This window comes from Campylobacter sp. P255 (assembly GCF_003627915.1).
GTDB lineage: Bacteria > Campylobacterota > Campylobacteria > Campylobacterales > Campylobacteraceae > Campylobacter_D.
In genome coordinates this window covers 39,641-63,138 of record NZ_NREN01000007.1, presented here as the reverse complement: position 1 = coordinate 63,138, position 23,498 = coordinate 39,641, and the positions used below count along the sequence as shown (strand labels likewise).

General features: G+C 31.3%; 20 protein-coding genes. 16 read left to right on the top strand and 4 right to left on the bottom strand.

Annotation, left to right across the window (positions count from 1 at the left end; translation table 11 throughout):
• Window positions 1-2: 2 nt before the first annotated feature.
• Together CKA54_RS04925 and sstT are read right to left on the bottom strand one after the other, a co-directional pair.
• Entirely contained in the window at window positions 3-881 is an 879-nt protein-coding gene (locus CKA54_RS04925; RefSeq protein WP_120760445.1) for an aspartate carbamoyltransferase catalytic subunit, read from the bottom strand.
• A gap of 8 nt (window positions 882-889) precedes the next feature.
• Window positions 890-2,116: a serine/threonine transporter SstT gene (sstT, locus tag CKA54_RS04920; protein WP_120760443.1), complete on the bottom strand. Its 1,227-nt coding sequence runs from the start codon at window positions 2,114-2,116 to the stop codon at window positions 890-892.
• Window positions 2,117-2,257: 141 nt separating this feature from the next.
• Here sstT and metK point away from each other — a divergent pair, with 141 nt between their 5' ends.
• Window positions 2,258-3,451 (top strand): methionine adenosyltransferase, encoded by a 1,194-nt coding sequence (metK, locus tag CKA54_RS04915; protein ID WP_120760442.1) that lies wholly within the window; start codon window positions 2,258-2,260, stop codon window positions 3,449-3,451.
• Window positions 3,452-3,461: 10 nt separating this feature from the next.
• Here metK and CKA54_RS04910 read toward each other — a convergent pair whose 3' ends face one another.
• Window positions 3,462-4,784: an apolipoprotein N-acyltransferase gene (locus tag CKA54_RS04910; RefSeq protein WP_120760440.1), complete on the bottom strand. Its 1,323-nt coding sequence runs from the start codon at window positions 4,782-4,784 to the stop codon at window positions 3,462-3,464.
• Between CKA54_RS04910 and yajC the strand changes: the two genes are divergently transcribed.
• The 13 genes from yajC to raiA all read left to right on the top strand — a co-directional run bounded on the left by yajC (window position 4,754) and on the right by raiA (window position 18,816).
• Window positions 4,754-5,029, top strand: a complete 276-nt coding sequence (yajC, locus tag CKA54_RS04905) for a preprotein translocase subunit YajC (RefSeq protein WP_039618686.1) — start codon at window positions 4,754-4,756, stop codon at window positions 5,027-5,029. The two genes, CKA54_RS04910 and yajC, sit on opposite strands and share 31 nt — an antisense overlap.
• Window positions 5,022-6,602: a protein translocase subunit SecD gene (gene secD / locus CKA54_RS04900; protein ID WP_120760438.1), complete on the top strand. Its 1,581-nt coding sequence runs from the start codon at window positions 5,022-5,024 to the stop codon at window positions 6,600-6,602. Before yajC ends, secD begins: the two co-directional genes overlap by 8 nt.
• Window positions 6,602-7,573 (top strand): protein translocase subunit SecF, encoded by a 972-nt coding sequence (gene secF / locus CKA54_RS04895; protein WP_120760436.1) that lies wholly within the window; start codon window positions 6,602-6,604, stop codon window positions 7,571-7,573. The genes secD and secF overlap by 1 nt, the downstream gene beginning before the upstream one ends.
• A 2-nt stretch (window positions 7,574-7,575) precedes the next feature.
• Entirely contained in the window at window positions 7,576-7,917 is a 342-nt protein-coding gene (locus CKA54_RS04890) for a DUF6394 family protein (RefSeq protein ID WP_039618681.1), read from the top strand.
• Window positions 7,918-7,925: 8 nt separating this feature from the next.
• Window positions 7,926-10,355: a leucine--tRNA ligase gene (gene leuS, locus CKA54_RS04885; RefSeq protein ID WP_120760434.1), complete on the top strand. Its 2,430-nt coding sequence runs from the start codon at window positions 7,926-7,928 to the stop codon at window positions 10,353-10,355.
• The gene (gene lptE, locus CKA54_RS04880; protein WP_120760432.1) at window positions 10,352-10,861 is read left to right on the top strand and encodes an LPS assembly lipoprotein LptE; all 510 of its coding nucleotides are present in this window, start codon (window positions 10,352-10,354) and stop codon (window positions 10,859-10,861) included. The genes leuS and lptE overlap by 4 nt, the downstream gene beginning before the upstream one ends.
• The gene (locus tag CKA54_RS04875; RefSeq protein ID WP_120760430.1) at window positions 10,845-12,212 is read left to right on the top strand and encodes a hypothetical protein; all 1,368 of its coding nucleotides are present in this window, start codon (window positions 10,845-10,847) and stop codon (window positions 12,210-12,212) included. Before lptE ends, CKA54_RS04875 begins: the two co-directional genes overlap by 17 nt.
• 1 nt (window position 12,213) lies before the next feature.
• A complete protein-coding gene (locus CKA54_RS04870) occupies window positions 12,214-13,383 on the top strand; it encodes a Mur ligase family protein (RefSeq protein WP_120760429.1) in 1,170 nt (389 codons plus the stop codon).
• Window positions 13,370-14,281 (top strand): M23 family metallopeptidase, encoded by a 912-nt coding sequence (locus tag CKA54_RS04865; protein WP_232087586.1) that lies wholly within the window; start codon window positions 13,370-13,372, stop codon window positions 14,279-14,281. Before CKA54_RS04870 ends, CKA54_RS04865 begins: the two co-directional genes overlap by 14 nt.
• On the top strand, window positions 14,209-14,613 hold the full coding sequence (locus CKA54_RS04860; RefSeq protein ID WP_120760425.1) for a polymer-forming cytoskeletal protein: 405 nt from the start codon (window positions 14,209-14,211) through the stop codon (window positions 14,611-14,613). Before CKA54_RS04865 ends, CKA54_RS04860 begins: the two co-directional genes overlap by 73 nt.
• A complete protein-coding gene (locus tag CKA54_RS04855; RefSeq protein WP_120760423.1) occupies window positions 14,603-17,542 on the top strand; it encodes a DEAD/DEAH box helicase in 2,940 nt (979 codons plus the stop codon). Before CKA54_RS04860 ends, CKA54_RS04855 begins: the two co-directional genes overlap by 11 nt.
• The gene (locus CKA54_RS04850; RefSeq protein WP_120760421.1) at window positions 17,539-18,219 is read left to right on the top strand and encodes an endonuclease III domain-containing protein; all 681 of its coding nucleotides are present in this window, start codon (window positions 17,539-17,541) and stop codon (window positions 18,217-18,219) included. Before CKA54_RS04855 ends, CKA54_RS04850 begins: the two co-directional genes overlap by 4 nt.
• Window positions 18,220-18,297: 78 nt before the next feature.
• Window positions 18,298-18,816 (top strand): ribosome-associated translation inhibitor RaiA, encoded by a 519-nt coding sequence (gene raiA, locus CKA54_RS04845; protein ID WP_120760419.1) that lies wholly within the window; start codon window positions 18,298-18,300, stop codon window positions 18,814-18,816.
• A 28-nt stretch (window positions 18,817-18,844) separates the two neighbouring features.
• Here raiA and CKA54_RS04840 read toward each other — a convergent pair whose 3' ends face one another.
• The gene (locus CKA54_RS04840) at window positions 18,845-21,388 is read right to left on the bottom strand and encodes a hypothetical protein (protein WP_120760418.1); all 2,544 of its coding nucleotides are present in this window, start codon (window positions 21,386-21,388) and stop codon (window positions 18,845-18,847) included.
• A gap of 163 nt (window positions 21,389-21,551) precedes the next feature.
• On the opposite strand from CKA54_RS04840, the gene groES reads away from it, so the two are divergent.
• Both groES and groL read left to right on the top strand, forming a co-directional pair.
• Entirely contained in the window at window positions 21,552-21,812 is a 261-nt protein-coding gene (groES, locus tag CKA54_RS04835; RefSeq protein ID WP_120760416.1) for a co-chaperone GroES, read from the top strand.
• A 14-nt stretch (window positions 21,813-21,826) separates the two neighbouring features.
• Window positions 21,827-23,464 (top strand): chaperonin GroEL, encoded by a 1,638-nt coding sequence (groL, locus tag CKA54_RS04830; RefSeq protein ID WP_120760414.1) that lies wholly within the window; start codon window positions 21,827-21,829, stop codon window positions 23,462-23,464.
• Window positions 23,465-23,498 lie beyond the last annotated feature (34 nt).

Genomic DNA, 23,498 nt, shown 5'->3' with positions numbered 1-23,498 from the left:
TTTTAACTTTCTAAAATGAGTTTTTTTAATACAGCCATTCTAATGGCAACTCCATTTTTAACCTGAGTTAAAACTTTAGATCTTTTATCTGCCATAATTTCATCGCTAATGTCAATATTTCTATGCACAGGCCCTGGGTGTAAAATGATGATGTTTTTGTCCTTGATTAGCTCTTTGTTGATGCAAAAATCATTTGCATAATCTTTAAGTGATGCATAGGTTGGAACATTGTGTCTTTCTGTTTGTGTTCTAAGACTCATGATGATATCTACTTCATCAATAACTTCTTTTATTTTATTTGTTTTTTTAAGAGGATAATTAGGCATAAAATGAGGTGGGGCCACTAGCGTGATATCTATACCAAAACGAGGCAATAATTCCAAATTTGAAGCAGCTACGCGTGAGTTTTTGATATCTCCTACAATGGCTATTTTTTTACCTTTTACATCATAGTTAAAATGCTCCATTATAGTAAAAAGATCAAGTAAGGCTTGAGTAGGATGAGCATGCTTGCCATCGCCACCATTGACAATAGGACAGTGAGTGTAATTTGCTAAGATGTGTGGCACACCTGAATGTTTATGTCTGACTACAATGGCATTAGGAGACATTGCATCTAAGTTAGCTGCTGTGTCAAAAAGTGTTTCGCCTTTGCTAGAACTGCTTTTTGAGACATCTAGTTTTAAAACCTTAGCACCTAATCTTGTTGCTGCTGTTTCAAAACTTGATTGAGTTCGAGTGGAATTTTCAAAAAAAATGGTTGTAACGCTTTTGCCTTTTAGATAAGTGCGTGGTTTTTCATCTAAGAAATCTTTAGCTTCTTTAAAAAGAGCCAGAATTTCTTCATTGCTAAAATCTTTTGTAGTAATTAAATGCCTCATGAGTCCTCCTAAATTTTTAAGTTTAATTCATTCTCTGAACAAATCGCACTAAATAAAACATCTGTAGAGCTATTTAAAGCTGTTTCTACGCTATCTTGTATCACTCCAATAATAAAACCAACCGCCACAACTTGCATAGCTATATCATAATCAATGCTAAATAACGAGCAAGCAAGAGGAATAAGTAAAAGTGATCCTCCTGCAACCCCGCTAGCCCCACAAGCTGCAAAAGCAGCCAAGATGCTTAAAAGCATAGCTTGTAAAAAATTGATTTCAATACCCACTGTATGTGCTGCAGCAAGACTTAATATAGCAATGGTTACTGCAGCTCCTGCCATATTAATCGTAGCACCTAAAGGAATGGAAATACTATAAAGACTATTATTGATGTTTAATTTAGAGCAAAGAGCCATGTTTACAGGAATGTTAGCAGCAGAACTTCTTGTGAAGAATGCAAAAACAGCACTATGTTTTAAGCAAATAAAAATAAGTGGATAGGGATTTTTTTTAGTGTATACAAATACAATTAAAGCATTAATTACAAAAGCGACAAAAAACATAGTTAAAACTAAAACTAATAATAATTTAGCATAGCTTAAAAGACCTTCTGCACCTGTTTGTGCTACTGAATTTGCTACAAGTCCAAAAATCCCAAAAGGTGCAAGTTTGACAATAAATTTAACAATTTTTAAAACCCCTTCGTTAATGTCGGTAAAAAGTTGCTTAGCATCATTTGAGCAGTGTCTTAGCGCAAAACCACCGCCTATAGCCCAAGCTAAAATACTTAAATAATTCCCAGATGATAGCGCATGGATAGGGTTATCTACTACTTGAAATAATAAATTTTTAAAAACCTCACCTATATGCGCAGGAGTGCTTGTAGATGCTTTGTCAATATCGGTTAATACTAACTCTACGGGAAAAACAAAACTAACACTTACTGCACTTAAAGATGCAAGAAAGGTACCAAAGATATATAGAAAAATGATATGTTTAATTTTTTTACTTCCATGATTAAATTCTTTGGTGCAAATTGTGGTTAAGATTAAAATAAAAACTAAAATAGGTGCAATAGCCTTGAGTGCTCCTGTAAATAAAGCGCCAAAAATATTTGCAAAAATAGCCAAATCTTTAGAGAAAATACCAACTAAAATCCCCAAAAAAATTCCAATGCAAATTTGTAAAATAAGATTGCCATTTTTATAGTGCCAAATTACGCATGAAAATACATTCATTCAATGCCTTTATTTTTTAAGATAAATTTTAATTTATTCTAGCAAAGTAAAGCTTAAATAAGCTTTTTGGTTTTTTAAGCTACTATGTGATAGTATTTTGTAAATTTTAATATTTTAGTAATGACATTAAAAAGGAAAAAAATGTATTTATTTACTTCTGAAGTTGTGAGTGCAGGACATCCTGATAAATGTGCAGATATTATCGCAGATTCTATAGTGGATGCTTTTTTAACTCATGATAAAGATTCAAGGGTTGCTAGTGAAGTTTTTGTAGCAGGAAATAAAGTTGTCATTGGTGGCGAGATTAAGTCAAAACATAAGCTTGAAAAAAACGATTATGAAAATATTGTAAAAAAAGCTTTAGCGGATATTGGTTATAATGGACATCCGCATTTTAGCAAAAAGCAATGTTTACATCCTGATGATTTAGATGTAATGGTATTTTTAAATGAGCAAAGTCCTGATATCAACCAAGGTGTTGATCAAGAAGATGGAGAAATTGGCGCGGGTGATCAAGGGATTATGTTTGGTTTTGCAAGTAATGAAGCTAAAGAATATATGCCAGCGGCTATTTCTTATGCTAGAATGCTTTGTGATAAAGTATATGAGTTTGCAAAAAATAATCCTGATAAACTTGGTGTGGATATTAAAACCCAAGTTACTATTGATTATGTTAGCAAAGAAAATTTTGAAAATTGCAAACCGCAAAGTATTCATACTATTGTAGTTTCAGCTCCTTGTGTTGAAAGTATGAAAATAGAAGACTTAAGAGCTTTGGTGATGGAGTTGATTTTGGATTCTAATTTACCAAAAGAACTTTTTTGTCCAGAAAAAACAAGAATTTTAATCAATCCAACAGGAAAATATGTCAACCATAGTTCATTGCATGATAGTGGTTTAACAGGAAGAAAACTTATAGTGGATAGTTTTGGTGGCTATGCTCCAATAGGAGGTGGCGCACAATCTTCTAAAGATTATACCAAAGTTGATAGAAGCGGGCTTTATGCCGCAAGATGGCTTGCTAAAAATATTGTAGCAGCAGGTCTTGCTAAAAAATGTATAGTGCAACTTTCTTATGCGATAGGTGTTGCTAAGCCAACTTCTGTAAGCGTAGACTGTATGGGAACAAATACAAGATTAAATGATGATATTTTAAGCGATTTTGTAATGAAAACTTTTCCATTAACTCCGAATTGGATTAAAAATAAATTTAATCTTGATAAGCCAAGTAAAGATACTTTTATGTACGCTGATGTTGCTGCTCGTGGTCAAGTAGGGCAGGCTGATTACCCTTGGGAGAAATTAGACGCAGTTGAGGAATTTAAAGCATTGTAAAATGAAGCCTTTAGGCTTCGTTTTGCTTTAAAAATCTATCTTTTATCTTTAAAATTAGCATTTCTTTGGGTTGAATTACCGCATTTTCTTTTCCATTAACCGCATGATATATACTTACTTGATAGTTATTAGCATAAAAACGCATTAGGAAATTTTGTAGTTTATATTCACTTGAATGGCTAAACCATGCATTATTTGAAATTGCAATCATGATTTGTGTGTCTTTATAAAGACTTTCTTTGGTAGCCTCAAAACATATTGCATTGGTAATGAGTTGATTGTTGAGGGTATATTGGTTTAACTCTTTACCTCTTGAAAATTCATCTATATTTAAAAGATATTTCTTAAAAAAGTTTTTAAATAGTGGAATTTCTTCTCCAAAAGGTACAAGATAATGTTTGTTAAAAACTTGTATTTGCCCATTATCAAATACATAAGTGCTATTGTATAGATGGTTAGGCGTGGTGCTGATAGCCCCTGTTATAATGATAATATGTTTAGAAAGTTCTTTTAAGGCTTGTAGATAATTAGGTGCTTTGTTTAAGGCAAAAGCAAAAGCTGTTTCAGGAAAGATAATTACTTCTTTACCTTCTTTTATAGCTTGGTTGATTTGAAGAAAAATATCTTTAGAATGTGTTTGTAGGTTTTCTTGTATGAATTTTTGATCTTGTGGGATATTGGTTTGGATTAATTTATAGTCTAATCCAAGAGTTTGTGATGGTTTTTGTTCATATTGTGCGCCGATTAAAACTAAGATAAATATAATCGCTATTTTATAATATCTTGAAATATATTTTTCATAATAAAAATAAGCAATTAAAAACATAGCTATAATACCTTGATAGCTTGCATCGAAAATGCCATATACGCTTAAAACACCCCAATTTAGCCAATCAAAACCAAAAGGGTGGATAAAACTAAGTGCAAAAATCCCGCAAAGTCTTAAAAAATCATATTTGAAAAAATAACAAACCCAAAACAAAAAACCATAAATCAAGCCAATTATCATAAGCTCCAAAGGGATTAAATAGGCTAAATCAAAATAAACAGAAGATAAACTAATCCACCAAAACCATAAAATTCCTATAAAAAATCCCGTATAAAAATACGCTAGTTTATCTCTACTTTTTAATAACAATACCAAACCATAGATACTTAAAAAAGGAGAGATAAATTCAAAAAGTAAATTTTCAAAAAAAGAAAAATAAATAAAATTTGACAATAAAAGTGCAGAAAAAAAGGCTTTTATTATTTTAAAAGTGGTAGAATTAGAATTTATGAATTTAAAAAAAAGGGGAAGAAATGGCAGAAAACGGAAATATTTGGACTTCATTGTTGCCTCTCATTGTGCTTTTTGCGATTTTTTATTTTTTGGTTATTAGACCACAACAAAAACAAGCAAAAGACCACAAATTGATGGTTTCATCTTTAGAAAAAGGAGATAAAATCATCACCAATGGTGGAATAATTTGCGAGGTGGTAAAACCAGAAGAGGATTTTATCAAAGTTAAGCTTAATGATGAAAATGTAGTTGTAAAAATTTCTAGAGATTTTATAGCAAAGAAAATTGATGCGTAGTGGAAAGATTACTTATAGAAGTATTATTTTCTTTGTAGTTTTTCTTATAGGACTTGTATTTTCTATACCTTCTTTTATGCAAACCCAAAGCGGAGCAAAGATCAATTTAGGACTTGACTTGCAAGGTGGTTTGCATATGTTATTAGGCGTGGAAGTGGAAGAGGCAGTTAAATCAAAGGTTAAATCCATAGCCTCTTCTTTGAGTTATTCTATCAATAAAGAAGATATTATTGTTGATAAAATCAAAGTTAATAATGCTAGTATTGAATTTACCTTATTAGATGATAATGATGTGGCCAAGGTGGATTTATTGTTAAAAGACATTAAAGGTTTGGCCATTACAACTGATAATTTACACTACACACTTTCTTTAACCCAAGAAGAAATCAAATTAACTCACGAACAAGCTATTTTGCAAGCTGTTGAAACAATCAGAAACAGACTAGATCAATTTGGTCTTGCAGAACCAAATGTAGCAAGATCGGGTGAGGATAAAATTTTAGTAGAACTTCCAGGTATAAAAACTGCTGCAGATGAAGCTAGAGCTAGAGAGCTTATTGCAAAAGCGGCACATTTGCAATTAATGGAAGTAGATGATGTTAGAATGGATCAAGTAAACAATCTCACACCAAGCCAAGCAGCTGAATATGGAGATTTGATTTTTGAAGATGCGAAAAATCCACAAATTAAATATCTTGTAAAATCTATACCAATTCTTGATGGTTCTATGCTAACAGATGCAAAGGTAGGTTTTGCACAAAGCAATAATCTTCCTGTGATTAATTTTACTTTAAATTCAGAAGGTGCGAAGAAATTTGGAGATTATACTGGAAATAATGTAGGTAAACGCTTAGCTATAGTTTTAGATGATAAGGTTTATTCAGCACCAAGAATTAATGAAAGAATAGGCGGGGGTAGTGGGCAAATTAGTGGTAGTTTTACTGTCGAAGAAGCTCATGATGTGGCGATTGCTTTAAGAAGTGGGGCGCTTTTAGCACCGGTTAAAATGCTTGAAAAAAGAAGTGTTGGACCATCTTTGGGTGCTGATAGTATTAAAATGAGTATGATAGCTTTAGCGGGTGCTTCTATTTTGGTTATTGCTTTTATGGTGATGTATTATGGCATAGCGGGAGTTTTTGCAAATATTGCTTTGGTTGCAAATATTTTGGTTATCATTGCTGTAATGGCGATGTTTGGAGCAACTTTAACCCTACCTGGTATGGCAGGACTTGTTCTTACTGTGGGTATGGCAGTAGACTCTAATGTTATTATTAATGAAAGAATCAGAGAATTACTGCGTGAGGGTGCTAGTATAAGACAAAGTGTGGAAAATGGCTACAAGCATGCTATGAGTGCAATTTTAGACGCTAATATTACCTCGCTTATTACCTCAATAGCGCTTTATGCTTATGGTACAGGTGCTGTGAAAGGTTTCGCAGTAACTTTGAGTATTGGTATTTTGGTTTCTATGATCACTTCTATTATAGGAACTCATGGTATGTTTGAAATGTTTATGAATCGTATGGAAAAAAGCAATAATACGAGATTATGGTTTGGATATAGGAGACCTTGATGCAATTTTTTAGTCAAAAACATGTTTATGATTTTATGAAAATGAGATTTGCAGCAATCTCTTTATCTTTTATTTTATTTTTTGGTTCTATTGTAGTTCTTTTTACTAAGGGCTTAAATTTTGGAATTGATTTTACTGGCGGTACTTTAGTGCAGTTGCAGTATGAGCAAAAAGCGCCACTAGCTGAAATTCGTAATGCTTTAGCTGCTAATGAAAATTTAAAAGGTGCAAGTGTAACTGAGTTTGGTAGTGATAATGAAGTAATCATTCGTTTTTCAGGAAGTAGCGATAGCTTGGGAAGTGATATTGGTGTGAGTATTGCTAACTTATTGCAAGGAACTGGTAGTTTTGAGGTGCGCCGTGTGGATGTGGTAGGTCCAAAAGTAGGTGATGAATTACGCAATAAAGGTCTTATGGCAGTAGGAATTTCACTGATTGCGATTTTGATTTATTTAGCAATAAGATTTGAATGGCGTTTTGCTATGGCTTCTATAGTTTGTGAAATTCATGATATTGTTATTACTTTGGGCGCTATTGCTTTATTTGAAATTGATGTAAATTTAGATATTTTAGCGGCTGTTTTAACAGTGCTTGGCTATTCTTTAAATGATACAATCATTATTTTTGACAGGATTAGAGAAGGTGTTAAAACTAGTAAAAATTCAAAACTTGATCTCATTATCAATGAATCAGTTTCAGCAACTCTATCAAGAACAACTTTGACTACAGGTTTAACTTTAATTACTGTAGTGGTGCTTTATTTCTTTGGTGGATCGATGATAGAGGGCTTTGCTTTAACCATGATAGTGGGGATTGTAGCAGGTACTGCAAGTTCTATCTTTGTGGCAAGTCCAGCGCTTTTATGGTTTAAATTTAGTGTTGCACAATATCGCCAAAAAGAATTAGAAAAAATCAAAAAGAAACAAGAAAAAGAAAAATTAAGATCGATGTATGAAAAAGGAACAGTGTAAAAATGAATTGGGGTAAGGTTATTTATATCTTTTTTGCTTTAATGAGTTTAACTACAACCGCAGGATTTTTATATGATCAAAACGAGGTTGCATTATTTATTGCAGCTTGTGTAAATTTGATTTCTACTTTATTGAAAATTGGAGTTAGAAATTTCTTAGCAGCTGAGTTATTTGCAAGTTCTTTAGTGGCGGATTTGCATTTAATTCCAGCTTTTGCTTTAATTCAAATCAACCCAGAAGCCAATGTGATGGTTTATACTTTGGCGATAGGAGCTTTGATAGCTAATATCTTTTCGATGATTTTAGTTATAGTAGATTCAGTGAAAAATCAAGAAGAAAACTAGGAGTGAAAATGGCATATGAAGCAGGTAAAATAGAAAAAAAATGGCAAAAAATTTGGCAAGAAAAAGAGTATTTTGAACCAAAAGATGATTTTTCTTTGCCTAAAAAATACATTTTATCTATGTTTCCATATCCAAGTGGTAGAATTCATATGGGACATGTGAGAAATTATAGCATTGGTGATGCTATGGCTAGATATTATAGAAAAAAAGGCTTTAATGTCTTACATCCCATTGGTTTTGATAGCTTTGGTATGCCTGCTGAAAATGCTGCGATAAAACATGGCATTCACCCTAAAAAATGGACTTATGAAAATATTGACTACATGCAAAATGAGCTCGCTTCTTTAGGATTTTCTTTTTCTAAAAAAAGAATGCTTGCAACTTCTGATCCTTTGTATACTAAATTTGAGCAAGAATTTTTCATTAAAATGTATGAAAAAGGATTAATTTATACTAAAGAAGCTGAAGTAAATTGGTGTGAAAATGATAAAACAGTGTTAGCTAATGAGCAGGTTGAAGATGGTAAATGTTGGCGCTGTGGGCATGAAGTTGTTCGTAAGAAAATGCCAGGATATTATGTAAAAATCACTGCCTATGCAGATGAGTTGCTGCAGGATTTAAAAAAACTTGAAGGAAAATGGCCCAATCAAGTTTTAACCATGCAAGAAAACTGGATAGGTAAAAGCACAGGACTTAGTTTTGATTTTGATCTAGAAGAAAATGATAAAGTTGATGCGGTAAAAATCAATGTATTTACCACAAGAGCTGAAACAATTTATGGTGTGTCTTATATCGCTTTAGCACCTGATCATGCAATAGTAAATGAATTAATCGAAAAAAAGCTATTAGATCAAGATGTGATTGCTAAAATTCAAAATATACAAAACCAAACCCCACGTCAAAGACAGGCTGCGGTAAAAGAAGGATATTTTTTAAATCTCCATGTTATTCATCCACTAAATAAAGAGAAAATTCCTTTATGGGTAGCTAACTTTGTTTTAAGTGATTATGGTAGTGGAGCGGTTATGAGTGTGCCTGCTCATGATGAGAGAGATTATGAGTTTGCAAAAACTTATAACTTAGCTATAAAAAAAGTTATCTACAAAGACGAAAATGACGCACAATGTTATACTTTAAAAGATGGCATTTTGGTTAATAGTGGAGAATTTGACCATATTGAGTGTAATGAAGCAAGAGAAAAAATTAGTTTGAAAATTGAAGCTTTGGGTATAGGTAAAAAGGTTACTAATTTTAAAATTCGTGATTGGGGGGTTTCTAGACAAAGATACTGGGGCGCTCCTATCCCTATGATTAAGTGTAATAGCTGTGGATTGGTTCCTCAAAAGTTAGAAAATTTACCTATTACCTTACCAGAAGATGTGGTGATTAATGGTGAGGGCAATCCACTAGATAAACATGAGACATGGAAAAAGTGTGCTTGTCCAAAATGTGGTAAAGAGGCACAAAAAGAAAGTGATACCTTGGATACATTTTTTGAAAGTTCTTGGTATTTTGCACGTTTTGCAAGCGATGATAAAACATGGCAAGAAAAAGCAGTTGATGAAAAAAGTGTTGATTATTGGATGAATGTTGATGAATATATTGGCGGGATTGAACACGCAATATTGCATTTGCTTTATGCTAGATTTTTCCAAAAAGCACTTAGAGATCTAGGATATTTAAAAGATGATGAGCCTTTTAATAGATTACTAACTCAAGGTATGGTGACAAAAGATGGCGCCAAAATGAGTAAGTCTAAGGGCAATGTGGTTGATCCAGATTATATTATAGAAAAATATGGTGCAGATAGTGCAAGATTGTTTATATTATTTGCTGCACCACCTGCTAAGGAACTTGAATGGAACGATAGTGCCTTAGAAGGTGCATTTAAATTTATTAATAGACTATATGAAAAAGCTATAAGTTTGGAAGGTGGAAAACTAGGAGAGATTGATCATCAAAGTTTAAGTAAGGATGAAAAATACGCTAGAATGAAAGTGTATGAAGCTTTGAAAAAATCTTTTGAAGTTTATGAGGAAAGCTTTGCTTTTAATACCTTAATAGCTGCTTGTATGGAAGCGCTAAATGCATTAAATGCAATCAATCACAAAGAGATCTTAAAAGAAGCTTTTTATATTATCTTAAATATTTTAGAGCCTATTATCCCACATGTTTGCTTTGAGTTGAGTGAGCATTTGTTTACTTGTGAAAATTTCAAAGTATTAGAGCTTAAAAATGAAGTTTTTGTAAAAGATAGTTTTAATATCGCCATTAGTGTAAATGGTAAAAAAAGAGCGCAGATTGAGATTGCTTCAGAGGCTAATAATGAGCAGGTTTTAATCCAAGCTAAAGAAAGCGTAGCAAAATGGCTAGAAGGTAAAGAGATAATTAAAGAAATTTATATTGATAAAAAATTAGTCAATTTGGTGGTTAAATGAAAAAATACTTTGTATTTTGTTTTGCATTTTTGATCGTAGCTTGTGGATATATTCCATCATCTCAAATGGCAAGTAGGGTTTTAGGTGAAAATGTTTTTTTAAAAATCAATATCAGCAAGCAAGATCCTGGAAATAGCGTATATATCACAGATATTCTAAGAGAAGCGATGCTAAATAAGTTAGGCAGGAAAATTACAGATGAGTATAATGCTGATAGTTCCATCATAGTGACAATGAAAAAACTTGAATTTCACCCTATGGTGTATGATAAAAATGGTTATGTTGTAAACTACAAAGCGGAGCTTTATTTGGAATTTTTAATGCGTTATAAAAATGGAAAAGAAGAACTTGTTAATACCAAAGGAAGTTATAACTTTGATATCAATCCTAATTCTATCATCAGTGATCAAGCTAGATTTGAAGCGATTAAAAATGCCTCAAGTGAAGCCTTTGATGAGTTTGTTTCTATTATAGCTATTAAGGGTTATAATGCCAAGTCATATTAATGAAATTGCAAAAGAAACATTAATTAAATTAAAAGAACGTAAACTACACCCCACTCCTGAAAATTATAGCGAAGTGTTTGAAGAGTGCGCTAGAAAAGCAGGGGTGATAAGTTTTAATAAAGCGAGGATAGAAAAATACACCAATCTCTTAGATGATACATATAAACAAGAGTTAAAAAGAAAAAGCATTCGTACGATTGATGAGTTTTTGATGTTTTTGGTTTCTAGACTTAATAGACAAGTAAGTAGAAAATATGAAGATGTTTATGCTTTGTTAGATTTGATTATTCAACAATTAGGCATTAGTAAAGACAAAAAGATCAAAGAGCTAGCACAAATTACCCAACATAGACTATCTCAAGCGATGGATATAGAAACAATTTATCTTTTAAGGGCAAAATGGAAAGAGCTTGAAAAATCTTATGAAGATGGAGAGCTTTTAAAAAAATTAGAGGAATTTAATATTCGAGCTTTTTTGGATTTTTACTCCTTAGTTGAAAGACTTATTGCTATGCTTAAAGAGCGATCTTATGAAAAACAAGCAGAACTTTTACTGCTTTCTTTGGAGCCTTTGTTTGGAGAAAGCAAAGAGTTAGAGCAATTTAGGCAGAGTTTAAAAGATAATCCTAAATTAATAGCTAGAAAAGAATTTGCACACGAGTATTGCTTGATGTTGCAAAAAAAAGAGGCCATAGATAAATACTATATACAAAAAAATCTTTCTTTTTTTAATCAGCACTTAGAAAGCTTAAATGAGATGGTTTCAAAGCTTTATAACAACAGTCAAGAAGATGTTAAATTCATTAATGCTTTAGCTAAAGATGAAAATGGTAACGTACAGGTTAATTTTGATACTTTGAAAGATAAACTTTTGTATGCTAATGAGCAAATAGCTCAAATTAAAACCCAAATTCAAGCCACTAGCGATGATGAGCAAAGAGAACAATGGAATCTTGCTCAAGAACTTAAAAAACTTGATGAAAACTATAGATTGTACGCAGTTAATTATGCATTGTGTTTTTTCAAGGTTGATAATATTGAACATGTGATTAATACTTATGGTATTGATAGTTTTAAAACTATCAGTGTAAAGTTTAAAAAAACGCTTAAAGATTTATGTAAAAGCATAGGTGAAATTTGGATTTTAGATGAAAGTTCTTATTTGATTATTTTACCAGGGAAAAATTTAGAAGAGGCGCAAATTTTTACAGAAAAAGCCTTGAAAATGATTGATGATTATAAGTTTATATATAAAGAAGAAGTGGTAAAGTTAGTCATTACATCATCTTGTATAGAAAAAAAAGAATTTCCAGATGGCGATATTTTAAAAGAGTTAATCCATAAAGCCTAAAATGAAATTACAACAAGTTCTTTCACAAAAAACAATGCATGTGCAAAAAATTAGTAGATTTTTCATGATGAGTATGTATGAAAAATACAAAGAGCATTTTGTAAAAACTAAAAACATTCAAATCATTGGAACCAATGGTAAAGGTAGCACAGGTAGATTTTTAGCTCTTTTACTTTTAAAACAAGGTTATAAGGTAGGACATTATACTAGTCCACATATTTTTGAATTTAATGAAAGATTTTGGCTCAATGGAGAGGTTGTAAGTGATGAGCTTTTGGACAAAGCTCATGAGAAACTAGAAAGCATTTTTTTAGAAGATGTAAAAAGATTAAGTTATTTTGAATATGCAACTTTTTTGGCTTTTTTTGTTTTTGAAAATTGTGATTATATTATACTAGAGGCCGGAGTAGGTGGGGAGTATGATGCTACTAGTGTGTTTGAAAGGGATTTTAGCATCTATACTAAAATAGGGTTTGATCACCAAGATTTACTAGGTAAAAATTTAGAAGAAATAGCAAGAACAAAACTAAAAGCCATGAGCGCCAATGCTTTGATTTGTTGTAATCAAGAGCCAAAGGTATTAAGTCTAGCTCAAAAAATTTCCAAGCTAAAACAAGCCCATTTATATGTAAGTTCTTGGAATAAAAATGAAATAATCAACCAATATGTGCAAGAATACATAAATAAAAATCAATTAGCGCCTTTTTTAAAAGAGAATTTATTGATGGCTTTGGAAGCTTTAGCTTTAATTTGTGCTTATGATGAGACAAAAATAATCCAAAGCATCATCTCTTTACCAAGGCTTGATTTAAGAGGAAGATGTGAGCAAGTTAGCCAAAATGTATTTGTTGATGTGGGGCATAATGAGATGGCTGCTTTGGCTTTGGTTGAAATTTTCAAGGAAAAAAAAGTTCACTTAGTTTATAATTGTTTCTTAGATAAAGATTCTTATAAAATTTTAAAGGTTTTAAAACCTATTATAAAAATAGTTGAGATTTATGAATATGAGAGTAGAGATAGACCTTTGGCGGGTTCTGTTTTGCTTGAAAATTTGGAAAAATTAAATATTGCTTATCAAAAATTTAAGGCTATAAAAAAAGATGAGTTGTATTTGGTGTTTGGATCTTTTGTATTGGTAGAAAATTTTTTAAGAGGAAATAATGAAAGATAAGTTTACTTTGACTATAACAGATGTCAATGGTTCTAGGCATTTTTTATTAAGTCAAATTATTAAAAAAGTAGTGCTTTATTTTACTTCTTTTGTTTTTATCGTTATTGTGTTGGGTGCCTTGTATATTAATTATCTAGCAGATAAGCGTTCAGAGCTTTTAAAAGAGCAAGAAGCATTATCAGCTACAAACACGAAGTTATTCTCTCAAAATGAAAGTATGCAAAAAAGTTTAGAGGAAAAAACTGCTTTATATGATGAGCTTCAAACCCAGCTTGCAGATATTGAAGATAATTTAGGTTTAAAGCAAGATGAAAGTTTGGATATACCAGAAAGATTAGAAAAGGTTAAGCTTACAAACGATCAAGCTTATTTGTTTTTAACGCAAATTCCAAATGGTCATGTGATAGAGGATAAGGGCGTTACGGGTAATTTTGGTTGGAGACATCATCCTATTTTAAATAAAAAAGAATTTCACCCAGGAATTGATTTAAGAGCCGCGTTAAAAACTCCTATTTATGCTCCTGCAAATGGGGTAGTAGAATATGCTGCTTATAGTAATAATGGCTATGGATATTCAGTGATTTTGATCCATAATTTTGGTTTTAAAACAGTTTTTGCGCATATGACACGCCAAGATGTGGTTAAAGCGGGTCAATTTGTAAAAAAAGGTGATTTGCTAGGTTATACGGGAAATACCGGACTTTCAACAGGTCCGCATTTGCATTATGAGGTTAGATTTATTAATAAACTTTTAGATCCTAAAATTTTTATAGATTTAAACCGAAAGAATTATGAACAAATTTTTGAAAAAGAAAGGAGAGTTCCATGGCAATCTTTAATAAAGGCTCTATTGCTACAGTATCCGAAACTACAGTCATTTCAAACGGAGCAAAAATAGAAGGAAAATTTTACTTTGATTCTATGTTACATTTAGATGGAGAAATCACTGGAGTGGTGAATTCTTCCAATGTTATAGTTATAGGTAAAAGTGGTGTGTTAAAAGGACAAGTAAAAGCGAGTAAAATTGTTATCAATGGTGTTTTTGAAGGGGAAATGCAAGTTGATTCATTAGAAATTTTATCTGGCGGTGTGTTAAATGGTAATATCATAGTCAAGCAACTAAGTATAGAAAATGGTGGTAAATTTAATGGAAGTAGTAAGATTGTAGAAAAAGATGAAGAACTCGCTACCATTGATGTTAGTGTAGAAAATTCAGATAATGCAAGCTAAATTATACGAATACTTATTAAACAACCAGCCTGAGCTTATTGTTTGTGAAGATGATAAAGAAGCAGATGAACTAGCTCAAGTTAGTTTATTTTTGCAATTTAAAACCTTTGTTTTACCTGATTTTAGGGCTGAATTTGGTAGCGATTTACGATCTTTTTCTAAAGAGCTTTTTGAAATTTGTAAGGTTTTAAATGCTTATTATAAAGAAGATGAAAAAAAGATTTTAATTTCTCCTATTAAGACAGTTTTACAAAAATTACCAGGTCAAAAACATTTAAAAAATATCACTTTAAAAAGAAATTCATTGCTTGCTTTGGAAAAGTTTAAAGAGGAAATTTTACATAGTGGTTATGAATTTGTTGATATTGTTCAAGATAAAGGTGAAATTTCTATACGTGGAGATATTATTGATATTTTTGCGATTAACGAAGAGCAACCTTTTAGAATTTTACTTTTTTCTGATGAGGTGGAAAGTATTAGGTATTTTGATATCAATACGCAAAAGTCAATCCCCAACGAGCTTTCTATGATCGAAATTTGCCCTTTTTTAGGTGCTTTTAATCAAGAACAGTATGATAATTTACAAGAAAAAATTCAAAATTTCCAAAGCCAAAGTATTGTGAATGATATAAATTCTTTGGGTTTTTGGTGTATTGATGATTTTTGTGATTATTTAAATTTAAAATTTGTAAGTATTAAAAAATTTGATGTAAGTGATTATGAAGAAGATATTAGTAGGATAAACCAAAATATCTTACCTGAAGCAAGATTATATAAAGACTTAGTTAGTGCGTATAATCAGGATTTTTTTACTTTTCACAAAGACAAACATATTATAGTTTTGGCAAAAAACGAAGCTTTGTTTAAAGCTTTAAATTTACAAGATACTTCTAATGTGGAGTTAAAAATTGCACAAGAAAGGGTTAATCTTATCACTCAAGATAGGTTGATCATTTCTTTGAACAAAAAAGAAAAAAGTAAAAGAATTAGAAAAGCAAGCTTAGTTATAGATGAACTTAGGGTAGGAGACTTTGTTGTTCATGAGGATTATGGTGTAGCTAAATTTCTAGGACTTGAAATCATTGCAATAACAGGAGCTAGAAAAGAATTTGTAGCGCTTGGGTATTTAAATAACGATAAGCTTTTATTGCCTGTGGAAAATTTATACATGATTGACAAATATATCGGCGCAAGTGGTGGTATACCTTTGTTGGATAAGCTTGGCAAGGGGAGCTTTTTAAAGATCAAGGAAAGATTAAAAGAAAAACTTTTTGCTATTGCTTCTAATATTGTATCTTTAGCAGCAGCTAGAGCATTGATAAAAGCAAAAGAATTAAAAATCACTCAAGAATTACAAGATGAGTTTATAAATAAAGCAGGGTTTTTCTATACCAAAGATCAGCTTCAAGTGTGCCAAGAGATTAGTCAAGATCTGAAAAGTATGCAAGTAATGGATAGACTTTTAAGTGGCGATGTGGGCTTTGGAAAAACAGAAATCGCTATGAATGCTATTTTTACATGTGTAAAAAGTGGTTATACAGCTTTGTTTTTTGTACCAACAACCTTGCTTTCAGCGCAGCATTTTAAAACTTTAAAGCGAAGGTTTGATCCTTTTGATATAGAGGTTTTTAAATTAGACCGTTTTACTAGCACAAAAGAAAAAAAACAAGTTTTGGCATTTTTAAAAGAAAATAAACCTTGTGTAGTAGTTGGTACACACTCGCTTTTAGGGGTTGAGTGTGAAAATTTGGGTTTAGTGGTGATAGATGAGGAACATAAATTCGGTGTAAAACAAAAAGAAAAACTTAAAGAGTTAAGTAAAAACTCGCATATCTTATCTATGTCAGCTACGCCTATACCAAGAAGTTTAAATCAAGCACTTAGCTCTTTAAAATCATACAGTGTTTTACAAACTCCTCCTGAAGATCGTTTAGATGTGCGTACCTTTGTCAGAGAAAGCAATGATGCTTTGATTAAAGAAGCTGTTTCTAGAGAATTAAGAAGAGCGGGGCAGATTTTTTATATACATAATCATATAGCCAGTATTGAAAATTGTAAAAGATATCTTTTGGATTTATTTCCAAGTTTAAAAATTCTAATCTTGCATTCTAAAATCGATGCAAAAACAACCGAAGAAGAGATGATTAAATTTGAAAATAAAGAATATGACTTATTGCTTTGTACTTCTATAGTTGAAAGCGGTATCGATTTAGCTAATGCTAACACTATTATCGTAGAAAATTCAGATCGTTTTGGCATGGCTGATTTGCACCAGCTTAGAGGAAGGGTAGGACGTAGCGCTAAGCAGGGATATTGTTACTTTCTCATTGAAGATAAAGAAAAGATCACAAAAGATTCTTTAAAACGACTTACAAGTTTAGAAAGTAATTCTTATCTAGGTTCAGGAAGTGTGCTTGCTTACCATGATTTAGAAATTCGTGGTGGTGGAAATTTGTTAGGTGTGGATCAAAGTGGACATATAGAACAAATTGGTTATAGTTTGTATCTTAAAATGTTAGAAGATGAGATTAATAAGCTAAGTAAAAAAGAAGAACTCAAAGAAAAGAAAATTGACCTAAAATTAAATATCAATGCATTTTTAAATAGTGAATATATCAGCGAAGATCGTTTAAGATTGGAGCTTTATAGAAGGTTAAGTAAATGTATGAATGTGAATGAGGTATATGAAATAGAAAGCGAAATGAATGATCGTTTTGGCAAGCCCGATATTTTCACAAAACAGTTTTTAGATCTAATCATCATAAAAATTTTAGCGAGTAAGCATTATAAGCTAGTAAGTAATTATGAACAAAATATTTGTTTTGTTAAAGATGATGAGAGCAAAGAAGTGATTAAAGCAAAAAGTAAAGATGATGATGATGTGATTGAGGCGGTATTGATGTATCTAAGAAAGAATGAAAACGTATGAGTGGGTATGAAATTTTTAAAGCCTTAATTAATGCAAATATAAAATACAAGGATTTTGAATGGCTTGAAAATAATGGTCTAAGTGAATTTGAAATTTTAGTATCTGTGGTATTAACTCAAAATACAAACTGGAAAAATGTATTAAAAGCTTTGGTAAATTTAAAACAAGCAAACATTACCACGCTAGAGGATTTACATAGATTAAATACGCAAGAAATAGCACTTTTGATCAAACCTAGTGGGTTTTATAATACTAAGGCAAAGTATATAAAAAATTTTATCCAAAAGTTTTTTCAAGATTTTGATTCTTTTGAAGATTTTAAAGTGCAAGTAGACAGAGAGTGGATTTTAAGTATTAAGGGTTTTGGTCAAGAAAGTGCTGATGGCATTTTAAATTATATTTGTAAAAAAGAATTTTTAGTTGTAGATGCATACAGCGCCAAAATCACACAGTATTTAGGGTGTGAGTATCAAAGTTATGAAGATTTGGCGGAATTTTTAAAACAAGATATAGCTAAGCATCAGCAAGAATTAAATACTTTAATAGGAAAAGAATGTAAACTTTATGAGTTGTATCAAATTTTTCATGCTTTAATTGTTTCTTTTTGTAAAACACATTTTCAAGGCAAGAAGCTATCACTAGAAGGTGCAGAAATATTAAATCCTTTAAAATTTTAATTTATTTTTCATTTATAAAAGTTATTTCTTTACAATTATAGTGTTATAATGTATTCGACTTCAAAAAAAGGAGAAGTAATGAATACAAGTATAGTTGGGAAGCAGTTTGAATTAACTGAATCAATCAAAGAGTATGTGGAAAAAAGCTTCGATACTTTAAGTAAGTATGGTTTAGATGTGATTTCTGCACGTTGTGTGATTAGCGCTGATGAAAGACATGGTAAAAAAGGATTTTGGGCTGAATTTAGTATTAATTTAGCCGGTATTAATACGGTAGTGGTTAAGCAAAAAGACAAAGATTTATACGCTGCAATAGATTTAGCAATCGATAGAATTGCTAAAGTTTTAAGAAGATTGCATGATAAAAATATTACCCATAAGCACCAAGATGAGATCAAAGAAAATTTAGTATTACCAAGTATGATCGAAGAAGATGAGATTGTGCCTATGGAGCTTGAGTTATATAAGCCATTGGAAATTGATGAGGCGCTTGAGAAGCTTAAAGCAAGCAAGGATATATTTTTAGTTTTTAATGATATGGATGCAAAAATGAGAGTATTATTTAAGAAAAAAGATGGCAAATTCGGTTTGTTTTAAAAATCTAGCCTTTTAAAGGCTAGATGGATTAAAAGAATTTATTGAATATTTTATCAATGGCTTGATCTACTTTTTTACCTGTATTTTTAGCACCATCAGCAGTGTTTCCACTTATAGTGTTTGCTATGGACTTTATCACGCTACCAGCATCAAGGTCTACTTTTGGATTTTGTGTAGTTCCTTTGATAGTACCTTTAAAATTTGCTCTATCGATATGGATTTTAAAAGGTATGTTTAACTTAGTACTTTTTGTATCGATTTTGCCATTATTGATGTTAATATTGCTACGATCTGCTAACAAATTTAAATTTAAATCTATCAAATTTTTATTGATATTGATCTTAGCTTCGCCGTTGCGGTAAACATCTTGGGTGATGTCTTTTTGCAAAAGTAACATTAAAGCATTTGTGATGAGGTTTTTCTTTAATTGACCATCTGCTAAATTCATTAGCACTACACCACTTTCTTTTATAAGATTATAATCAATATCTAAATTAGATTTTGCTTGATAAAAATCAGGCAAATCCAAACTTTGAGCAAGATTTGATAAATCGGTATTTTGCATTTTAGCTTTAAAGATGTTATTTTTCAAAGTAGCTTCTAGTAAGCCATTAAAAATATTTTTACTGTTAATATTTGCATCAATTAAGGCATTTTTAAAGTTCAATTTTCCATCAAAATCAGCCTTACCTTTAAGCTTTCTATCTACTAAAAATCCAAGTTTAGAAAAATCTTGTAGTGAAATATTATAAGTACTTGTTAGGATCATTTGGTTGAGATCAAACTTTCCTTTAAAAGAATTGATGTTTGCAAAAGAACTTAATGCATTAGCATTAAAGTCAATAATTGATTGAGTAATTTTTCCATCAAGGTTGATTTTTGCTGAAGTATTTTTTGGAAATTTTTTCTCTAAAAGTTTAGATAATTCCACTTCGTTAAATGCAGCATTGATATTTGCATTAAAATTACCATTAATGTTGTTTAAATCTAGCGAATTTAGATCAACATTTGCGTGAACATCGCCATAGGCTAGAATTTTTTGTCCAATTAAAGGAAAAAGTTGTTCTAGTTTTATGTTGTTGATTTTTGCTTGTAAACTTTTACCATTGGACTTAGCATGAATGATGCCTTGCATGATTTTTATATTTGCGTCAAGATTTTGAATTTGATTTGCCTTGAGATCTATTTTAGCATCTAAGTTAAAGGGGCCATTAAGATCTTGCTTTGTGAGAGTTTTTAGTTTGTTTAGGTTGTCTATAAAGGCACTTACTTGAGCTTTAAGATCTTGATTGGTAAGATTGTAAGAGCCTTTAAGTTGAGAAATTTTAACAATATTTGAATCCAATAAAGCTTCATAATCTATAAGAGAATTTTTTGAAACAGCTTTAGCTTGTAAAGTAAAGCTTGCTTTTGGAAAATCTAAATTGCTTAATTTTTTAAATTCCAAAGTATTAATATTTGCCTTATTTAAATGGGTATTTATGGTGAAATTTTTAAAATCAAGCCCTTGAGCTTTTAGATCGAAAATTAATTTTGAATCAACGAAACCAGGTAGGGAGATAGTTTTTAAAATTTCTGCTATTTGTAAATCATTGGTGCTGATATGGAGTGCATTGTTATTTAAATTAGCTTTTAAACTACCGCCAAAGCCAAGCATTTTTGCATCAAGTTTTTGCAATTGGTTATTAGCAAAAAGTAAATTCCCTTGAATATGACTTTTACCTTGTAATTTCATTTTAGCTAGAGTTGAAAATTGATTTAAGTCATCTAATTTGATATCAAAATCACTGTTTAGGCTTTGTTTTTGAATATCATAAATACTTTTTTGTGTGTGAAATTGGAAAAAATTACTCAAAATTTCACTTTTTGCAATTAATTCATTTTCTTGGATTAAAGATCTAATTTCACCTTTGATGTAGCTGTGTTTTGGTAAAGTTAGATTAAAATCTTTTTCAATTAGACTGTGGTTGATAGAGTTGGTATAAAAATAAATCAAAGCATTGCCATTTGGTTTGAGGTCTTTAGCTTGTATATCGCTTATGATGCTGATTTTTCCCTGAGCGTATCTTGGAAGATTAGCAAAATCTAAAATTTGCCCAAGATCAATATCTTTACCTGTAAATTCAAGGTTTAATGGAGAGTAGTTTACGATTTTTGCATCCAAGCTAAGATTAGAATCAAATAAAAATCCATTTCCGTTGATAGTAAAATCGCTACTTTTACCAAGAATATTGCCTTTAAAAGTAAAATCACCATTATTCTTCAAGCCTAGTTTTTGGATGTAGTTTTGTTTTAAACCCAAAAGATAATTTAAATCAAAACCCAAACTTAAAGGAGTGATTTTTCCATCGACATTGGCGAAAAAATGATTGTCGATGTTAGCTTTAATGTTGAGCTGGGAAAAGCCAATGCTGAAAGTTTCAAACTTTACATTCATGCCGCTTTTTTGTGCGATAATCGCTTCTATTTTAGGCTTTAAGAAAGCATTTCCTGTGCTTGTAAAAAGTAGCACATAAGCACTAAGGATTATGATAGATAAGATACCTAAAATAATATAGAGAATTTTTTTCATGATAAACCTTTATTGATAATATATCATATAAGTTTAGTTTAGTTGACTAAACTTATATGATATAAATCACTTAATTTATTGACAATTAACTTTCTTTTTTGTATAATTCTATCACTCAAAAATAAAGAGTGCTAAAAATGGCACATTTTAGAAAGGATACAAAATGAATTTTCAACCTCTAGGAAAGCGTATTTTAGTAAAACGCTTAGAAGAAATGAAAACTACTGCTTCTGGGATTATTATACCAGATAATGCTAAAGAAAAACCATTAAATGGTGAAGTTGTTGCAGTGAGCAAAGAAGTAGAAGATATCAAAGTAAGCGATAAAGTAATGTTTGCAAAATATGGTGGAACAGAGATTAAGCTTGATAATGAAGAGTATTTAGTTCTTAATATTGAAGATGTTTTAGGGATTATTAAATAAAAAAAGGATAGAAAATGGCAAAAGAAATATTTTTTTCAGATGAAGCAAGAAACAAACTTTATGAAGGCGTTAAAAAACTAAATGATGCAGTAAAAGTGACTATGGGGCCACGTGGTCGCAATGTATTGATCCAAAAAAGTTTTGGTGCTCCAACTATCACAAAAGACGGTGTAAGTGTGGCTAAAGAAGTGGAATTAAAAGATTCTTTAGAGAACATGGGTGCTTCTTTGGTTAGAGAAGTAGCTAGTAAAACAGCTGATCAAGCAGGCGATGGAACAACAACAGCAACAGTTTTAGCACATGCGATTTTCAAAGAAGGTTTAAGAAATATCACAGCTGGTGCTAATCCAATCGAAGTTAAAAGAGGTATGGATAAAGCTTGCGAAGCAATTGTTGCGGAGTTAAAAAAACTTTCTCGTGAGGTTAAAGATAAAAAAGAAATCGCTCAAGTTGCAACAATTTCTGCAAATTCAGATGAAAAAATCGGAAATTTAATTGCTGATGCTATGGAAAAAGTGGGAAAAGATGGTGTAATTACCGTTGAAGAAGCAAAATCAATTAATGATGAATTAAATGTAGTAGAAGGTATGCAATTTGATAGAGGTTATTTAAGCCCGTATTTCATCACGAACACTGAAAAAATGACAGTTGAATTACAAAGTCCATTTATTTTATTGTTTGATAAAAAAATTGCTAACTTAAAAGATTTGCTACCAATTTTAGAGCAAATTCAAAAAACAGGAAAACCACTTTTAATTATTGCTGAAGATATTGAAGGTGAAGCTTTAGCAACTTTAGTTGTAAATAAATTAAGAGGTGTTTTAAATATTTCAGCGGTTAAGGCTCCTGGCTTTGGCGATAGAAGAAAAGCTATGCTTGAAGATATTGCTATCTTAACAGGTGGTGAAGTGATTTCTGAAGAGCTTGGAAGAACCTTAGAAAGTGCTAGTATTCAAGATCTAGGTCAAGCTTCAAGCGTGATCATTGATAAAGATAATACAACTATTGTAAATGGTGCAGGTGAGAAAGCAAATATTCATGCAAGAATCAACCAAATCAAAGCACAAATTGCTGAAACAAGTTCAGATTATGATAGAGAAAAATTACAAGAAAGACTAGCTAAATTAAGTGGTGGGGTTGCAGTGATTAAAGTTGGTGCTGCCACTGAAACTGAAATGAAAGAGAAAAAAGATAGAGTTGATGATGCATTAAGTGCTACAAAAGCTGCGGTTGAAGAAGGTATAGTAATAGGCGGTGGTGCTGCATTAATCAAAGCAAAATCAAAAATCAGTTTAAATCTACAAGGTGATGAGGCTATTGGTGCAGCTATCGTAGAAAGAGCTTTAAGAGCACCTTTAAGACAAATTGCTGAAAATGCAGGTTTTGATGCTGGCGTGGTAGTAAACACTGTAGAAAATAGCAAAGAAGAAAACGTAGGCTTTGATGCTGCAAAAGGCGAATATGTAAATATGCTTGAAAGTGGTATTATTGATCCGGTTAAAGTAGAAAGAGTGGCGTTATTGAATGCTGTTTCAGTAGCTAGTATGCTTTTGACAACTGAAGCTACAATCAGTGAAATTAAAGAAGATAAACCTGCTATGCCTGATATGAGTGGTATGGGCGGAATGGGAGGCATGGGCGGTATGATGTAATACCGACCCTATGCTTTAAACTTCTTTTTTGAGT

What these genes read in the sequence shown, in the direction of transcription:
- CKA54_RS04910 (WP_120760440.1), bottom strand. Translation starts at nt 4,784, where the DNA reads ATGAAGTCCAAATATTTCCGTTTTCTGCCATTTCTTCCCCTTTTTTTT.
- secD (WP_120760438.1), top strand. Translation starts at nt 5,022, where the DNA reads ATGCGTAGTGGAAAGATTACTTATAGAAGTATTATTTTCTTTGTAGTT.
- CKA54_RS04925 (WP_120760445.1), bottom strand. Translation starts at nt 881, where the DNA reads ATGAGGCATTTAATTACTACAAAAGATTTTAGCAATGAAGAAATTCTG.
- CKA54_RS04850 (WP_120760421.1), top strand. Translation starts at nt 17,539, where the DNA reads ATGAGTGGGTATGAAATTTTTAAAGCCTTAATTAATGCAAATATAAAA.
- CKA54_RS04890 (WP_039618681.1), top strand. Translation starts at nt 7,576, where the DNA reads ATGAATTGGGGTAAGGTTATTTATATCTTTTTTGCTTTAATGAGTTTA.
- yajC (WP_039618686.1), top strand. Translation starts at nt 4,754, where the DNA reads ATGGCAGAAAACGGAAATATTTGGACTTCATTGTTGCCTCTCATTGTG.
- leuS (WP_120760434.1), top strand. Translation starts at nt 7,926, where the DNA reads ATGGCATATGAAGCAGGTAAAATAGAAAAAAAATGGCAAAAAATTTGG.
- groES (WP_120760416.1), top strand. Translation starts at nt 21,552, where the DNA reads ATGAATTTTCAACCTCTAGGAAAGCGTATTTTAGTAAAACGCTTAGAA.
- sstT (WP_120760443.1), bottom strand. Translation starts at nt 2,116, where the DNA reads ATGAATGTATTTTCATGCGTAATTTGGCACTATAAAAATGGCAATCTT.
- groL (WP_120760414.1), top strand. Translation starts at nt 21,827, where the DNA reads ATGGCAAAAGAAATATTTTTTTCAGATGAAGCAAGAAACAAACTTTAT.
- CKA54_RS04875 (WP_120760430.1), top strand. Translation starts at nt 10,845, where the DNA reads ATGCCAAGTCATATTAATGAAATTGCAAAAGAAACATTAATTAAATTA.
- lptE (WP_120760432.1), top strand. Translation starts at nt 10,352, where the DNA reads ATGAAAAAATACTTTGTATTTTGTTTTGCATTTTTGATCGTAGCTTGT.
- CKA54_RS04860 (WP_120760425.1), top strand. Translation starts at nt 14,209, where the DNA reads ATGGCAATCTTTAATAAAGGCTCTATTGCTACAGTATCCGAAACTACA.
- CKA54_RS04870 (WP_120760429.1), top strand. Translation starts at nt 12,214, where the DNA reads ATGAAATTACAACAAGTTCTTTCACAAAAAACAATGCATGTGCAAAAA.
- raiA (WP_120760419.1), top strand. Translation starts at nt 18,298, where the DNA reads ATGAATACAAGTATAGTTGGGAAGCAGTTTGAATTAACTGAATCAATC.
- CKA54_RS04840 (WP_120760418.1), bottom strand. Translation starts at nt 21,388, where the DNA reads ATGAAAAAAATTCTCTATATTATTTTAGGTATCTTATCTATCATAATC.
- secF (WP_120760436.1), top strand. Translation starts at nt 6,602, where the DNA reads ATGCAATTTTTTAGTCAAAAACATGTTTATGATTTTATGAAAATGAGA.
- metK (WP_120760442.1), top strand. Translation starts at nt 2,258, where the DNA reads ATGTATTTATTTACTTCTGAAGTTGTGAGTGCAGGACATCCTGATAAA.
- CKA54_RS04855 (WP_120760423.1), top strand. Translation starts at nt 14,603, where the DNA reads ATGCAAGCTAAATTATACGAATACTTATTAAACAACCAGCCTGAGCTT.